The sequence below is a fragment of the Micromonospora sp. S-DT3-3-22 genome, assembly GCF_015354745.1.
Classification (GTDB): domain Bacteria; phylum Actinomycetota; class Actinomycetes; order Mycobacteriales; family Micromonosporaceae; genus Micromonospora; species Micromonospora wenchangensis.
The window spans coordinates 41,907-57,739 of record NZ_JACGMO010000020.1; the positions used below are offsets into that span (position 1 = coordinate 41,907).

Below are 15,833 nucleotides of genomic sequence, written 5' to 3' on the forward strand. Positions count from 1 at the left end.
TCACCTCAGGTGGCCGAGGAGTTCGGCGGTATCGATCTTCCCTGCGGCGGTCAGCGCTACAGCGATGAAGGTCGCTGCCATTCCTGCGACGGCGGCCAGGACGGCAGCGGTTCGTTGCGCGCTGTCGGTGAGCCTTGTCAATGCCACCGCGAGGCGCCCGGGGGGCTTGACGAACGTCTCTGCTGTGGGGATTCCGTTCTCGTCGAACGCCTGGACCCTGGAGGCGAGTTCGCGTAGTGACGATGTCCCTTCCGGATCGACGAGCAGGTCCAGCACCATGCGCAACGTTTCTCGCAGGTTGAGGGGAAGCGTCGGCTCGCACGACTCTGGGCTTTGCAGGTGTCGTCGGATCGACGCGCTCACCGCTCGCAGGGCGGTAGCCGCGGGGTGCGGGGTGAACCCTCGTGGTTGCCGGCGATCCCACAGCCCGGCGGTCTGATCGAGCAGTACGGCGATGTCGACCAGACTGCCGCGGTGGGCGTCGGCAACCGCGCGGAGAGGCTCAGGCATTTCCAGCGAGTCGCCGCGCTCTTCTAGGACAGGCGGGGCCAACAACTGGCAGATCTCTACCGACAACTCCCATCCGGCCAAGCGACGGCGCAGGAAGGACGCGGCAATGTGAGCAGGCACCAGCATCGGCGTTACCGCCAGGAAGAACACGATGACGCCGAGCAGAGGAGGCAGCGCGGAGTCGGCGTCCGATGACGGCGTAGCAGCACTTGACGGCGTTGCAGCGGTGCCCAGGTCGGGTATCACCGCGACCAGGACGAGGACGGGATACATGGCGGCGAGCAATTCGACGGTATGGGCCATCGTGAACCAGAACGCGTTGGCGGCGAGCCGGTCACGTCCCCTGCTGGACAGATCGTCAGGAAAACGCAGACCCGGAAGCTTCCCGCGCGGCTTGCCGGGCTGGGCGATGTAGCGCAGCCCGTTGAGGAAGATGCGTATCGCCACCAGCACGCCGAGGATGCCGGTGAAGCGACCCACTCTGTCGATCGCCTCCGCGAACTCGCCACCGGCGATGGCCCCTGGCACCAGCAGCAAGACGACGTAGGGAAGACTCACCGGCACCAGGAAGCCAATGATCGGGACCAGCACCATCAGCGTCACCCGACGCCACGACGCGCGGGCGACCAGCCGGCCAAAGATCCCGGGCCCGGCAGCCGATCGAATCAGCTCCCATGCACCTCTGCGCAGCCCTCGCCGTCGGATGGGCTCAAACGATATGGACGAGACGCATCTCCACTGCACCGCCCAGAGCATCGAGCCACCGAAGGCGGCTGCCGCAACGATCCAGCCGACCATCAGGGCGATGATGCAGACGAGCAGAAGGGCCGCGATCACGGTCACATCGACCGTCATACCAGTCACGGTCAACGTGCCGGCCGTCCAGCTCGATATTCGGCGGTGTCGGGCCTGTCGAACTTGCGTTCGAACCAATACTCTTTGCAGTGTGAGTGTGAGCCATGGGTGACCGCAGCGCCATCGAGTGGACGGAGGCGACGTGGAACCCGACGACGGGCTGCGATCGCGTGAGCCGCGGATGCGACAACTGTTACGCGTTGACACTGGCCAAACGGCTCAAGGCGATGGGGCAGCCGCGGTACCAGCGGGATGGAGACCCGCGGACGAGTGGGCCAGGGTTCGGGTTGACGCTGCATCCGGACAGCCTTGAGCTGCCACTGACTTGGAAACGTCCTCGTCTCGTGTTTGTCAACTCGATGAGTGACCTGTTCCACGCTCAGGTGCCGACGAGTTTCGTTCGCCAGGTCTTCGAGGTCATCGCGGCGACCCCGCAGCACACGTATCAGGTACTAACTAAACGAGCCCGCCGCCTACGCCGGGCAGCCCCCTCCCTGGCCTGGCCCTCCAACTTGTGGATGGGCGTCTCCGTCGAGGACCTCAGCGCTGTGCACCGAATCGATGATCTGCGGACAGTGCCGGCGGCGCTGCGATTCCTGTCGTGTGAACCGTTGCTGGGCCCGCTCCCGCGCTTGCAGCTAGACGGCATCGGCTGGGTGATCGCAGGCGGCGAGAGCGGCGCCAACGCCCGACAGCTAGACCCGGCATGGGTCGTAGACCTGCGCGATCAATGCACCAGCGTCGAGGTGCCGTTCTTCTTCAAGCAGTGGGGCGGACGGACGCCCAAGGCTGGCGGCCGTGTCTTGAATGGCCGGACCTGGGATGACATGCCCCTCAGCCTAGCCGCCGCCTGCTGACAACCCACCCGCCAGCAGACGCAGCTGCGGGCGCCAACTTGCGTCCGACTACTCGGTCTTCACGCCGTGCCGCTCATGGGCAGTTTCGCTTTGAGCGTCACAATGAGAGACTGTCTCGCAACCTGTTGTGACGGAACAAGGGGGCTGGATGCCGGTCGACGGTCCGGTGCCGTGGCCGTGTGCGGAACACACGGGCGCGAAGCACGACATCTACCGCCACTACCTCGGAAAGTGGTTTCCCATCCTGCTCGCTTACTCCAACGCCTACCCCTCGGTCACCTACGCGGAGGGATTCGCCGGGCCCGGCATCTACAGCGGTGGGGAACCGGGCTCGCCTGTCATCGCGATCCGCGCCCTCGTCGAGAACGTCCCCCCGACCAAGGGCGTCGCCCGATTCGTCTTCATCGATGACGACCAGCGTTGCGTCGACATGCTGCGGGAGACCCTGCAACAAGCGTTTCCCGACCGGCCGAGGTCCAAGGTCGCGATGCCCGTGACGATGGGCAAAGGCACCTGCGCTGGCGACCTTGAAGCCGCGCTGGACCGCATAGGCGCCTGGGGCCAACCGATATTCGCGAACCTGGACTCCTGGGGCAACGCACCCGTGCCCTTCAAGCTGCTGGAGCGCCTCGCCTCGAACGTGTCCACCGAGGTCATCGTTACGCTGCTGCCGCAGCACTTCGTGCGCTTCGTCAGCAACCTTGGCGAGGCAGGCGACGACGTTTTCGGCGGCGACCCGCGCTGGCGCGAAGTCGTCAACCTCCCACCAGCGGCGAAGAGCCGACACATCCTCACCTGCTATCGACAGGCCCTGCAGGCAGCGGGTTTTCCCTACCTGCTGGACTTCGAACTGATCCCCCGCAACGGCCAGCCCCTCTACCTCGTCTTCGGCACCGGGCACCCACTTGGCGTGCAGAAGATGAAAGACAGCCTCTGGGAAGTCGACCGCGCTCAAGGCGTGGGCTTCCGCGATCCCCGCGACGAACAGGCGGAGACGTTGTTCGCCATCGATGAACCACTGCTCGGTCCGCTGACCCGGCTACTTGCGCAGAGGCTGCGTGACAGTGAACCGGTCCGCGTCGAGGACCTGCGCAACTTCGCACTGCTGGAAACGGTGTACCGGCCGGAACACGTCATCAAGGCACTCAAGCCGCTTGTTGACGCCGGCACCGTGAAGATTGAGGGCGGCGGCCGGCTGCAGAGATCATCCTTCGTCTCGCTGGCACCGTCGACTTGAGCGCCCGCTACGCGCTCACGACATCGGTGCTGCTCACCGCCATGCGTCCCTAACCGGCCTGGCGACTACAGGACCCTGCCGAGGCGGCGCGGACAGCGACGTCGGCGTACGCCTGCCGAGTGCCGGTCAGAACCGTCCCGGATCTTCGGAGCCCAGCGGCCCCGCACGGAGTTCCCGAGAAGGAGATGCGCGTCCCAACAAGTGATCCCTGCCAGAAGGTTCTTTCGCTTCGTCGGACCGGACTGGGAAGGACCGCGACGAACAAATGCGGACCCATTAGCACCCGGCCGGACCTTTGGCAAGACTCGGTGACCTGCCTGTTATGAATTGGTGGTTGACTCCATCGGTTTCCCGGGGCGTAATGGAGTGACGTTCCCGCAGCGCCGGTTGGCGCGGTCGGCCACACACGCAGCGGGCAGGCACCCCCGGACGGGGTGCCTGCCGATGTTCGTGCCGACGCCGCGCGGGGCGTTGAGAGTAGGGAGGCCCCACATGATGTTCCCCGGGTTCGGTGGAGTCAGGTTGGTTGACTCGTCAGGCTCGTCATTCGTTGAGGAGAGACGTGCCGAGGAGATACCCACCCGAGTTTCGTCGTAAGGTCCTCGATCTACTCAAGGCTGGCCGATCGGTAGCGGAGCTGGTCCGTGACTTGGACATCAGTGATCAGACGATCTACAACTGGCGCCGCCAGGAGCTGATCGACACCGGTCAGATGCCAGGCGTGAGCTCCGCTGACCAGGCGGAGCTGGTCGCCGCTCGGCGGCGTATCGCCGAGCTGGAGACCGAGTTGGCCGTGCATCGCCGTGCGACCGAACTGCTCAAGGAGGTGGTGCCCCCAAAAGGCCGGTACGCGGTCATCCACCGGATGGCCGCTGAGGGGTTGCCTGTCGAGGTCTGCTGCCGTGTGCTCGAGGTCTCGGCTTCCGGGTACTACGCCTGGCGCAACCGGCCACCGTCGCAGCGGGCGCTGCGGCACGCGTGGCTGACCGAACAGATCCGTGCGGTGCATCTGGCCTCCAGGGGAACCTACGGTTCCCGCCGCGTGCATGCCGAACTACGGCTGGGCCGTGGACTCGTCGTGGGCTATCACGCGGTCGAGATGCTGATGCGCCGCGCCGGCATCCGCGGGCTGCCCGGTAGCCGGAGGCCGCGGCCCAAGCACCAGACCCCAACCGCGGCGGACTTGGTCAACCGCGACTTCACCCGATCGTCGCCGAACCAGTTGTGGGTCACCGACATCACCGAACACCCGACCCGGGAGGGCAAGGTCTACTGCGCAGTCGTGCTGGACACCTTCTCCCGAAAAGTCGTCGGCTGGTCCATCGACGCCACCCAGACCGCCACCCTGGTGACCAACGCCCTGAGCATGGCCATCAGCAACCGCCAACCTACCGGCACCGTGATCCACTCGGACCACGGAGTCCAGTTCACCTCATGGGCCTTCACCCGCCGGGTCCAGGAAGCCGGCCTGGCACCGTCGATGGGATCCATCGGCGACTGCTACGACAACGGCATGATCGAGTCGTTCTGGGGCCGAATGCAGACCGAACTGCTCAACCGCCGCCGCTGGCGCACCCGCATCGAACTAGCCAATGCGATCTTCGAGTACCTAGAGATCTTCCACAACCGGCAACGCCGCCACAGCTCACTGGGCATGCTCACCCCGAACGAGTATGAGAGGCTCCACCCGATCGCCCTATCCGTCGCCTGACGCCAACCAACACGGCTCCGAGAAACCCGGGGAACATCAGAGGCGTCGGTGATCGGCTGGATCGCCGCCGCCCTGCCAGCCCTCGGCTTCCTGGCGATGGTCAAGATCGCCCTCGGTCGCGCCGACCCCACCCCACCCAAACAGCCCCGGCCCGGCCGGACGGAGCCCGGACCGCCGCCCGCTGTCGACGCGCCAGTCCCGGACCTCGAACCGCCGGCCCCCGTCACCGCCGCCGCGCTCCCGGACTCCCGGACTGCGGTCCCCGCCGTCGCGGACCAACCGCTGGCGGTCCCGGACCGCCGGGCCACCGGGATGACGACAGACGAGGACGGTCCGGAGGTCGCCGCTCTGGTCCCGGCCGCCCGGACCGCCGCCCACATCCTCACCACCGAAGGGACACCGCTGTCCCGCAAGGCCCTCGCCCACCAGCTACGCGCGGACGGGCACCAGTTGTCCAACGCCACCGCCTCCGCGCTCGTGCGCGTCCTGCGCGCCGAGACCACACCGCCCGAACGGGATCTGTCACCGCGGGAGGCCGCGTGACAGAGCTTCGACCATCGACTTCTGTCAGATCGAGCCGACGCTGTCAGACCCGCATCCACGTCTGCTACGAGACCCGGCAGCTGACACCACCTGACCAGACCTGTCAGCGCGTTCCCACTCGCCGCAGCGGGCGGACACGCACCACAAACCCACCCACATCCTCGACCTTGGAGCAGCAAACGATGACGACCCCAACCGACGACCTCCGCCGGCATCGCCGACCGGACTCACACCGGCTTGCACGAACCCGTCGCCCGGCACCCGTTGTGCCCGGCGGTTCAGCAGTCAGTGCCGACCTCCGTTCTACCGTCCGTCTTGATCCTGACCCCCATCCTGACCCCTCACGGCCGCTCACAGCCCAGGTCAGCGCCCATGTCGGCAGTCGGGGACCCCTCCAGACAGACCCTCTAGTCTCGGGTCTCCCCCCAGGGGCTTGTGCCCATGGGTAAACACCTACCGACCGCGGATCCGCTACTGCGCCTGCAGGCCAGCATCACCGCCCGCGACGACCGGCTCCTGGGCTGGCTCTACGACCACGGCGTGCTCACCACCGACCAGATCGCCGCCGCCCTGTTCCCATCCTTGGACTTCACCCAACGCCGGCTGCGCCGCCTCACCGCCCTGCGGGCGGTGGACCGGTTCCGACCCAACAAGGCCGACGGAGGCTCATACCCCTACCACTACGTCCTGGACCAGCTCGGCTACGACCACGTCCACGCCCAACGCGCACTCCCACGAGGCCGCCGGGACCAGGCCCGCCGCCGCAAACAGTCATTGACGTCCCGGCCGGACCTGCCGCATCTGCTCGGCGCTAACCAGGTCTTCATCGACCTCGCCGCCCACGCCCGCACTCACCCCGACACCGACCTGGTTCGCTGGCAGCCCGCGTCGGCCTACCACGAACCCGGCTCCCTGTACCGCGCAGGCGGCGACCCGCAGATCATCATCGCCGGAGCGACCGGCTTCCCCCGCCCGGACGGTGCCGGGGTGTGGACCGAGGACGGACGGTCCCTGCCGTTCTTCCTCGAGTACGACACCAGCGGCGAAAACCTTCACGTCCTCATCGACAAGGTCATCAAGTACGAGCGGCTGTACATGATGAGCACCTGGGCCTGGCCGGTGCTGTTCCATCTCCCCTCGGCCCGCCGGGAGGCGAACCTGCACCACCGCCTCGCCGCCGTCCCCGACCCGACAATGGTCATCGCCACCACCACCGCCGAACTACGCACCGCACTCGCCGCCAGCCCCGCCCACCAAATCTGGCGGCTGCCCGGCCGCGCGGGCCGGCACCGCCTCATCGACCTGCCCTACACCGACACCCGCCACGACCAGGAGTTCCCCACCCACGACCAACCCGCCCCGGACGAGCGGACCGCCTGATGAGGCCAGGCGGGACGTGCGGCGCGTCCGGCGGCCTGGAGCCCCACACGCCGCCGGACCACCCGCACCAGCCAAACCCGCCGGGGCGGGAGACGTTCTTTGCGTGTGCGCGCACCGAGGGCGACGAGAGCGGACCGCCCGCGTCGGACCGGGAGCTGTCAGAATCTGTCAGCAGCGCAGTTCGGCGACAAACCCGGACCCGTCCGAGTACTCACACCCGACGGCACGCCGCTGTGAGTCGCTGTGAGTGGCGAACCCCTTCACTTCCGTGGCCATCGGAGCTATCGTCCGCGGTCCTCCACCCGCTGCTCGCCGCAGCCGAAGTCACCCTGTCGGCTCCGCCTGAAAATTTCAGCCGGCGTTGACACACCCGACCGGCGACCGCGTCGACCCACGGCGCGACTCCGGCCGACGATATCCGGCAATCGATCTTCAGTACTGCCTGCCAACCGAGAGAGGAGATGCCATGGCCCTACACCTCACCCTCACGCCACCAGCCGTCCTGGGAGGGACATGGCCACACGCCGTGACCAGCAATCACGCGCGAACACACCACACCCGTCGCCGCCGACCGCGCCCACGCGGACAACCGGAGGCGAGGCCCCGACCGCACACCCCGACACCGAGTGCTCCGCCCTGCCGGGGACGCTGTCGATGGCCCGCTACCTGACCGACCCCGCCACCGAGACCGAGATCCAAGCCCTGGCCGCCGAAGCCGGCCTCCCCACCGTCGACCAAGCCGCCACCCTCGCCCGCCTGCTCCGCTTGCACCAACCCGCACCGCCACGCGCCGCGTGACCTGCGCCCGCTCCCCATCGGAGCGGGCGCAGGCCCCTTCACGGATCGCCGGCCGAGTGAGCAGCCATCGCAGGCGGCGACTCCTGCCGCCCGCGATGAGGTGCGGAGCCAGGAGGCATGGGTTGGACGATCACCACTACGAGGTGACATGGCGGACGTAGAAAATGATTCAGGAACCGAGCTCTACGGTGGCGTACGGTTCCCACACGTACATGCCCTCGTCCCGGTTGAGGACGATGAGCTGGCACGAGGTGATCAGCGCGTCGGCGCTGATCTTCGGGGCGGCGGAGAGGGCCTCTATGAGCGGCGCCGCCGGACCGTTGGTGTTGGTGTAGGCCAGGCTGAGGTGAGGGTTGAAGGGCTCGGCGGCCTCGGGCACGCGGTCCTGACCCCAGACGTCGGCGATGGCGGCACGGATGGCGGCGCGTAGTTGCCGCACGGGCTCGATCGGGTCAACGGCGATCTGAATGGATTCGGGATCGACGTGGGGGGTGCCGATGGTGAGCTTGAAGGGTGACAGGCGCGAGCAGCGGTCACTGGCGGCGGCCACGATGGCGTCGATGTCGTCGGTGGCGACATCTTGGACGAAGCCGATGCCCTGCATGGTGAGGTGAAGCCATCGGTTCGGAATGACGTCGAGGCAGGGCTGCGAAGACAGTAGGGACCGGTACTGGTCAGCGAGCTTCTCGACCTCGGGTTGCCCGTCGAAGGTGATGTGCCAGGTATAGAAGCGGGAGCCGATGCCCCAACCCGGTCGCCAGTACCAGTGGTTACGGATGTCGGTGGCGTGCGGGACTGCCATGGGTTCTCCAGGTTCAGGGAAGTTGCCGGGCGGCGCCTGTGGCGCAGAACTCGGTGATTGCTGCTTGGACACTGCGGGCCTCGATGCTCGTGCGCAGCGACGGGTTGCCGGCGATGTTGCGCCCGACGCCGCGCAGGCGGTGCACCAGCGGGTCGAGCCGCTGTTCGGGCGGTAGAGCGAGCACCGGCGACAGGACCGAGACCGCGCCGTCGAGGCTGCCGGCTTTGAGATGTGCTGCGGCGGCCCAAATGCGGATCTGGGCGAGCGTGCCGTAGGCAACCGACGGGTCTGCGGCGGCTTCCGTCAGGGCGTGCTCGGCATGCTCGATGGCGTTGGCGGCCTCGCCGATGCGGAGCAGCACTGATCCAGCGTAGTTGTGTTGGCGCACCGTGCCGCAGGCAAGAAGGCCACCCACCGGGTCGCGGCTGGCATGTTGGCGGGCCTCTTCGGCGCGTTGCAGTGCTGCCCGTGCCGGCTCGACAGCGCCGATCTCCGCCCACGCGTCCGCTTCCTGGCACGCCAGCATGACCGCCGCGCTGCCCTCGGCGGCATGACCGTAGCCGCGCATGGCGGCGTTGGCCGCGTCTTCGAACCGCCGCTCCCACAGGTGGGTCTTGCTGATCGTGGAGAGGACCCAGGCGCGGAGGGTGTTGTCGCGGACGGTCTCGGCGCACATCCAGGCCGTGCGTGCCTGGGACTCGGCTGCGGCCGGGTGTCCGAGATCGCCCGCCATCCAGGCGAGCAGTGTGCAGAGGTAGCCCGCCCAGGTGTAGAGCTCCCGAGACTGATCAGGGTTCTGACGCCCGGTCTGCAGAAGCCGGAATACGCGGTCGGCCAGGAGCCCGGCCCGCGCGTAGACGACGACGGGCGGCTCGGTCAGGTAGTCGACGGCGATCCTGCGGGTGGAGGCAGCGACATCGTCGAGGGTGAAAGGCCCGACGTTGGAGGCTTGCGCCCATGTGCCGAAGCTCGCCGTGCGTTCTGCCACCGCTATCACCAGTTCCGTCTCGTCCTGCAGAGCGCCGAGGTCCCACCGCAGAGGCTCAGTCATCGCGCCAGGCGGTGCTGAGGATGCGACCGATGGTGCAGGCACCGGGGCGGCGTTCCTGCCGCTCAACGCCTCTCGGTCTGCTTCCGGCATAGCGGTCAGGTCGTCGAGGTCGACCAGACTGCTCGGTTCGGTGCCGAAGACCTGCGCCAGTGCGTTCAAGGCGGCCAAGGTGGGCCGACGACCACCGAAGGGCCACCGCTCGTAGTCGCTAATCCGCGCCCCGGTGAACGTCGCCGAACCGCTCCCTTTGGCGTTCAACCTCTCGGCTACCGCGTCCTGGGTCCAACCATGGGCCTGGCGGAAGGCATCCCGGGGGCGCAGCCCGAAGCGGCGCTGCAGCTCGGCGGCGATGGCGGCCGGGGTCACTCCGAAGCCGGCCAGTGTCTGGCGTACGTGATCACGCTGCGCCTTGGTGCCCGTCGTCCTTGCCATCGCGGTCACCCCCTACGTGCGGCCTCTTGTCGCACGGTATCGCCCCTCTCATCGGAACCGGTACGGGACGCGACGAGGCCAGCGACCCGGAGGTGGGGAGCTAGCCGCTAATTGATCAAAGTTTGCGCAGGTCGCGGGCATGCGCGGGTGGGGAAAAATCTCACCACCACTGGGGATCCACTTACGTGGATGCGCTTGGCAAGCTTGCTGAGCCGGATCACCGACGGTCCGGATGTAGCCACCGCCCGTGATGAAGGGAGTGGCTGCCATAGCAACGCCAACTGCGCATGCCCGTCGCCGTCGGGTCGTTGACGACCACCCGGCAGGCGACTTTCCGCGCCCTGCTCGCGCTTCTCATCCTCGTGAGGATTACCGATGACAACCTCGAACGATTTGGCCCGCTACGGCTATCGGCAGGAACTCAGCCGCCAGCTGCGGTTTCGGGACCTGTTGGCGTACGGCTTGGTGTACATGGTGCCGATCGCGCCGATGGCGATCTTCGGAAGCGTCTATGCGGGCTCTGGCGGCATGGTGGCCCTCGCCTACGCCATCGGTGTGGTGGCGTTGGTGTTCACCGCGTTCTCGTACGCGCAGATGGTCAAGGCGTTCCCGATGTCAGGCAGTGTCTACAACTACGCCGGTCGCGGCATCAGCCCGCCGGTCGGATTCCTCGCCGGCTGGGTGATCCTCCTCGACTACGTCCTCGTGCCCGGTCTGCTGTATCTGGTGGCGTCGGTGGCGATGCACGCCACGGTGCCGGCGGTGCCGGTATGGCTGTGGCTGCTCGGGTTCGTCGCGATCAACACCGTCGTCAACTCGGTCGGCATCCGCATGACGGCGGTGGTCACCCGGGTGATGCTCGTCGGTGAGCTGATCGTCCTGGCGGTCTTCCTGGTCGTCGCCGGTTGGGCCCTCGCGACGGGTAGGGGACGGTTCAGCTGGGACGCGTTCTACAACGCCGACACCTTCACCTGGTCCCTCGTGGCGGGGGCGGTGTCGATCGAGGTGCTGTCGTTCCTGGGCTTCGACGGCATCTCCATGCTGGCGGAGGAAACCCGTGACGGCGCCCGGCAGATCGGCCGGGCGATGGCAGCCGTACTCGTCTTGGCGGGGGTGTTGTTCATCGTGCAGACGTGGTTGGCGGCGATGCTCGTGCCCAACCCCGGCGGGCTGCTGGCCGAGGGCGACGCGAACGGCACCGCCTTCTACGACGCCGCCGCAGTGGCCGGCGGGAGCTGGCTGGCGACGGTGTGCGCGGTGGCGACCGCGATTGCATGGGGTTTGCCGAACTCGATGGTCGCGCAGGTCGCCACGTCCAGGCTGCTGTACGCGATGGCCCGTGATCGGCAGCTCCCCGCCTTCCTGGCCACGGTGTCGGTGCGGCGCAGCGTGCCGATCAACGCGACCCTGCTCACCGGCGTCGTGTCCCTCGCCCTGGGCTTGTACATGGCGACGCGGGCGGATGGCATCACGCTGTTGTCGTCGCTGATCAACTTCGGGGCGATGGTGGCGTTCCTGGTCCTGCACGTCTCCGTGGTCGTGCACCACCTGATCCGCCGTCACAGCGGCAGCTGGTCCGCGCACCTGCTCATTCCCGGAATCGGTTTCGTGATCCTCGCCTACGTGGTGGTGAACGCCAACATCGCCGCCCAGCGCCTAGGCCTCGCTTGGCTGGCCCTCGGCATGGTTGTCCTGGCCGGTCTGTACCTGACCGGCCGCCGGCCGGTGCTGTCCGGCCTGGCCCCCACCCAGGCCGCCGGGCGTGACATGGAGCGGGTGTGATCTCGATGAGCCACTTCACCTACCGGCCCGCCCGCGACGAGTTGGCCTACACCTTCGGCGGACGCCTGCCGGTGGCGCACATCCGCTCCGGCGACGTCATCACCGTGCGCACCGAGGACTGCTTCGGAGGCCTCGTGCGAGGACCGGCGGACCTGCCGTCGAAGGTCTGCCAGATGCCGTACCTGAACCCGGTGTCGGGGCCGTTCTTCGTCGAGGACGCCGAGCCCGGCGACACCCTCGCCGTGCATCTCCTGTCGATCGAACCGGCCCGGGACTGGGGCGTGTCGGCTACCTTCCCGTACTTCGGGGCACTCACGTCGACCTCGCACACAGCCACGTTGCAGCCGCCGCTGGAGGAGCGGGTGTGGGTGTACGACATCGACCGGCGCGCGGGCATCGTCCGTTATCGGGCCACCGCCAGCGAGCACACCGTCGAGCTGCCGCTGGATCCCATGATCGGCACCATCGGCGTAGCCCCAGGGGGCATGGAGTCCCGGTCCACGATCGTTCCGGACTATTACGGCGGGAACCTCGACACCCCGGATCTGCGCGCCGGGATCACGCTGTATCTCGGGGTGAACGTGCACGGGGCGATGCTCGCCCTCGGCGACGGTCACGCCCGCCAGGGACACGGCGAAGCCTGCGGCGTTGGCGTGGAGATCGCCACCGTCACCACCCTCGCCATCGAGGTCATCAAGGGCGCCGACACCGCCTGGCCGCGCCTGGAAACCAACACCGAGATCTTGTCGGTCGGCTGCGCCCGCCCTCTGGAGGACGCCTACCGCATGGCGCATCAGGACCTCACCGCCTGGACCGTCGACCTGTGCGGCCTACAGACCCTGGACGCCTACCAGCTCATCTCGCAGGCCGGGCGGGCGCCCATCGGCAACGTCTGCGACCCCAACTACACCGTCCTGGCCGCTATCGACAAAGCCCTGCTCCCGCAGCCGCAGCCTGCCTACCGCGACGCGCACGCCCGGCTGCGGGGCCTTGCCGCAGTTCAGGAATAGAGGGCCTCTGATGACCGCGTCGATACCCCAGCTGCCGCTGCGCGACGAGCTGTTCCTGCTCGGGCACCACGACGACACCGGCCAGCCGCACCTGCACCGCCAAGCCTTGGCCCTCGGCATGGCCGGTGGAGTGCTGATCGACCTGTTCCTCGCCGGACGGATCACCCTCAACTCCTACGGCGACCATCCGGCCGCGGACCGGTGGCTACGCCTGAACTCCGACCAGGCAGTCGGTGACCTGATCGCCGACACCGCCCTCGCCGCGATCCATCACTCCCGGACCACCCCGACCGTGAAGGCGTTCCTGCGTAGCTTCGCCGACGACCTGTACGAACGCACCCGCGCCGGACTCGTCGCCGCCGGCATCCTGCGCCACACCGCCCGCCGCCGCCTCGGCGGCCTAATCCGCTCCGACGCCTACCTCGCCACCGACACCAAGTGGGCCGTCGTCGCCCGCGCCCGCCTGCGCTACCTCGCCGCCGGCCGCGAACAACCGGACAACCACACCGCCGCCCTCGCCGGACTCGTCGCCGTCCTCGGACTCGCCGACCACCTTTACCTCGACGACGACGCCGCCACCCTCACCGCCCACCTGAAGACCATCGCCGCTCAGCACCACCGCCCCGTCCGAGAGATCACCGCCGCCGTCGACGCCGCGATCGGTGACCTCGCCACCGCCACCTACCGATAGACCGCCGAGGGGGACGACAACACCGTGGACTCGAGCGTTCGTATCCGTGCCGCCCGCTGGACAGACAGACAGGCCCTCGCCGCGTTGATCGCTGACACGCTGCACCCCAGCCCGCTCGGTGCCTGGCTGGTGCCGGACGCGGCGCAGCGCCGCCGGGTGCTGACCGACGTCGTCGCGGTGTGGGTGGAGCACGCGATGTTCTTCGGCGACGTACACCTCACCGACGACCTCACCGCCGCCATCGTCGGCTTTCACCGCTACCGACCGATCCCACCGCCGGCCAACTACCCGACCCGCCTCGTGGAGGCCGCTCGCTCACGAGCTGAGCGTTTCACCGCCCTTGAGGGCCTGATCGCACAGCAGCAGCCCACCGAACCGCACTACCACCTGGCGCTCCTCGCCGTATCCCCAACGCGGCAGAAGGCCGGCTGCGGCAGCGCACTGCTCGGCGATCACCGCACCCGCCTCGACCGCATCGAACTGCCCTCCTGGACCACCGTTCCCGCAGAACCGGAGCACCTGCTCGCCCGATATGGGTACACGCTCCGCCCGCCCCTCACCCTGCCGAACGGGCCGAGCCTGCGCCCCATGCGCCGCAACCCCCACCACGCCAGCAGAGCCATGCCGATCAATCCCACGCGCCCGGTCGGTGACCGCTGGCAAAACCAGCCCGCCTACCCGTCCACCCCATAGGACAGATCATGGCCTTCGCTCGCAGATACCCGACCGACCTCGTGGACGCTGTCGTCCAGCGCGTCGCTGACGCCCGCACCGTCAAGGCATACGGCGCCGTCACCAGCGTCGCCCGCCAGTTGGACCTCGATCCCCGCACTGTGCAGAAATGGGTCACCAAGGCCACCGCTCCACAGGCGCAGCAGGCGGACCGAGCGGCGGACGGAACCCGACCGGGGCCTGACTATCTGGTCCCTGGGCTGCTGCACTGCAAGTTCTGCCACCAACCAGTGGCTCTGGCGGAGACGGCCGCCGCGGCACCGGCGTACCTATGCGGAAACGACTGCTGGCCCAGGCCACTCGACGCCGTCGTCATCGCCGATCATGTCGGTAGAGCGATCCTGCGACACGCGCCACGGATCATCGCTGCCCCCGCAGGGACACCGGCGCGGCCACACCTGGCCGCCATGCACGCGCACCGCATCCTGACCTGTGTCACCGTCGGCGCCGCCGCTCACGATATGACCCTGACCTGGCGCGCGGTACCCGTGGCCAGTCCAGACCGATGGGAGACCGAACGCGCGAAGCGTGTCGCAGCCGCCCGCGACCTCGCCGCCAGCGATCCCCTACGCGCCCGGCAACTCCTGCACGGCAGCCTCACCGGCATCGACCCCGCGACCGCCCCACCCCATCCGGTGCATGCCGAAGCCGGCACCCTTCTGGCCGCACTGCACCTGCGGCTCGGAGAGCTCGATGCCGCCATCCGCTGGGCCGGGTACGGCCACCACAGCGCCAACCACCTCTACGGCCCCACGCACCGGCGCAGCCTGCACGCCCTGCACCTATTCGCCGTCGCTCACCGCAGCGCCGGCCACCATCAACGCGCATACCACCTCTATCGGCAGCTCGGCGAGCACGCCGCGAGCAGCGACGGCCCACGCGGCCACCGCACCCTCGCCGTTCATGCCACAACAGCCCTCGTCCTGCACGACCTCGGCCACTGCCAAGCCGCCCAGGACCTTCTCGCCGACACCATCGCCACGCAGCGCCGTGAGCACCCCGGAAACCCCACCACCGCCCGCATGACCCGCCACCTCGCCCGCGTCCGACAGGACTGCGCCACCAAGAGTCACCACCACCAGGACGGTCAGCGGTGAGCGCCCCCCTCGCCACTGCCTCACCTCCACAACGCCAGCACTGCCGTCGCCACCGACTGCTCAGTGCCAGGAAGGAACCCCGACACCGTGATGGACACCCCGACTGCTCCCGCCCGCCGCCTGGCCGTCAGCCTGCTCGGCAGCGTCCTCCATCACCGCCGACGGATCCACCTCCCAGCTGCTGGTCAATCCGCACAGTGGCGAGATCCTCGTCGCGCACGAGCGGCTGAGCGGGCGCCGGCCAGGCCTGTTCTCCGCCGTCCTCATCCTCGAACGCGGCCACACCACCGACGCCGGCACCACCCTCCGGCCCTGACAGGCCGAGCACCGGCCACCGCCCTACCA

The 15,833-nt window shown here is 68.3% G+C and carries 14 protein-coding genes; 11 read left to right on the plus strand and 3 right to left on the minus strand.

Features of this window, described 5'->3' with window-relative positions; all coding sequences use genetic code 11:
* Positions 1-1,365: a hypothetical protein gene (locus H1A17_RS08515; RefSeq protein ID WP_194821569.1), complete on the minus strand. Its 1,365-nt coding sequence runs from the start codon at positions 1,363-1,365 to the stop codon at positions 1-3.
* Positions 1,366-1,469: 104 nt separating this feature from the next.
* Between H1A17_RS08515 and H1A17_RS08520 the strand changes: the two genes are divergently transcribed.
* The 6 genes from H1A17_RS08520 to H1A17_RS34325 all read left to right on the plus strand — a co-directional run bounded on the left by H1A17_RS08520 (position 1,470) and on the right by H1A17_RS34325 (position 7,891).
* Complete coding sequence (locus H1A17_RS08520; protein WP_194821570.1) at positions 1,470-2,222, plus strand: DUF5131 family protein; 753 nt, start codon at positions 1,470-1,472, stop codon at positions 2,220-2,222.
* Positions 2,223-2,370: 148 nt separating this feature from the next.
* Positions 2,371-3,459: a three-Cys-motif partner protein TcmP gene (locus H1A17_RS08525; RefSeq protein ID WP_194821571.1), complete on the plus strand. Its 1,089-nt coding sequence runs from the start codon at positions 2,371-2,373 to the stop codon at positions 3,457-3,459.
* 562 nt (positions 3,460-4,021) lie between these two features.
* Positions 4,022-5,170 carry an IS3 family transposase gene (locus tag H1A17_RS08530; RefSeq protein WP_145919019.1) on the plus strand — a complete coding sequence of 383 codons (1,149 nt, stop codon included), beginning with the start codon at positions 4,022-4,024 and terminating at the stop codon, positions 5,168-5,170.
* 48 nt (positions 5,171-5,218) lie between these two features.
* Entirely contained in the window at positions 5,219-5,713 is a 495-nt protein-coding gene (locus tag H1A17_RS08535; RefSeq protein WP_375372798.1) for a hypothetical protein, read from the plus strand.
* 441 nt (positions 5,714-6,154) lie between these two features.
* Positions 6,155-7,093 carry a replication-relaxation family protein gene (locus H1A17_RS08540; RefSeq protein WP_194821572.1) on the plus strand — a complete coding sequence of 313 codons (939 nt, stop codon included), beginning with the start codon at positions 6,155-6,157 and terminating at the stop codon, positions 7,091-7,093.
* A gap of 654 nt (positions 7,094-7,747) precedes the next feature.
* On the plus strand, positions 7,748-7,891 hold the full coding sequence (locus H1A17_RS34325; protein WP_228543157.1) for a hypothetical protein: 144 nt from the start codon (positions 7,748-7,750) through the stop codon (positions 7,889-7,891).
* Positions 7,892-8,060: 169 nt separating this feature from the next.
* Here the strand turns inward: H1A17_RS34325 and H1A17_RS08550 are convergent, their stop codons facing one another.
* Entirely contained in the window at positions 8,061-8,693 is a 633-nt protein-coding gene (locus tag H1A17_RS08550; protein ID WP_194821574.1) for a 2'-5' RNA ligase family protein, read from the minus strand.
* A 13-nt stretch (positions 8,694-8,706) separates the two neighbouring features.
* Positions 8,707-10,176 carry a helix-turn-helix domain-containing protein gene (locus tag H1A17_RS08555; RefSeq protein WP_194821575.1) on the minus strand — a complete coding sequence of 490 codons (1,470 nt, stop codon included), beginning with the start codon at positions 10,174-10,176 and terminating at the stop codon, positions 8,707-8,709.
* A 375-nt stretch (positions 10,177-10,551) separates the two neighbouring features.
* On the opposite strand from H1A17_RS08555, the gene H1A17_RS08560 reads away from it, so the two are divergent.
* The 5 genes from H1A17_RS08560 to H1A17_RS08580 are packed head-to-tail and all read left to right on the plus strand — an operon-like array spanning position 10,552 to position 15,488.
* A complete protein-coding gene (locus H1A17_RS08560) occupies positions 10,552-11,958 on the plus strand; it encodes an APC family permease (protein ID WP_194821576.1) in 1,407 nt (468 codons plus the stop codon).
* 5 nt (positions 11,959-11,963) lie between these two features.
* Complete coding sequence (locus tag H1A17_RS08565; protein ID WP_228543169.1) at positions 11,964-12,968, plus strand: acetamidase/formamidase family protein; 1,005 nt, start codon at positions 11,964-11,966, stop codon at positions 12,966-12,968.
* 10 nt (positions 12,969-12,978) lie between these two features.
* Positions 12,979-13,659, plus strand: coding sequence for a GPP34 family phosphoprotein (locus H1A17_RS08570; RefSeq protein ID WP_194821578.1), 681 nt, complete (start codon positions 12,979-12,981; stop codon positions 13,657-13,659).
* 24 nt (positions 13,660-13,683) lie between these two features.
* Positions 13,684-14,352, plus strand: coding sequence for a GNAT family N-acetyltransferase (locus H1A17_RS08575; RefSeq protein WP_194821579.1), 669 nt, complete (start codon positions 13,684-13,686; stop codon positions 14,350-14,352).
* 8 nt (positions 14,353-14,360) lie between these two features.
* Positions 14,361-15,488, plus strand: a complete 1,128-nt coding sequence (locus tag H1A17_RS08580; RefSeq protein ID WP_194821580.1) for a hypothetical protein — start codon at positions 14,361-14,363, stop codon at positions 15,486-15,488.
* Positions 15,489-15,833: the final 345 nt, after the last annotated feature.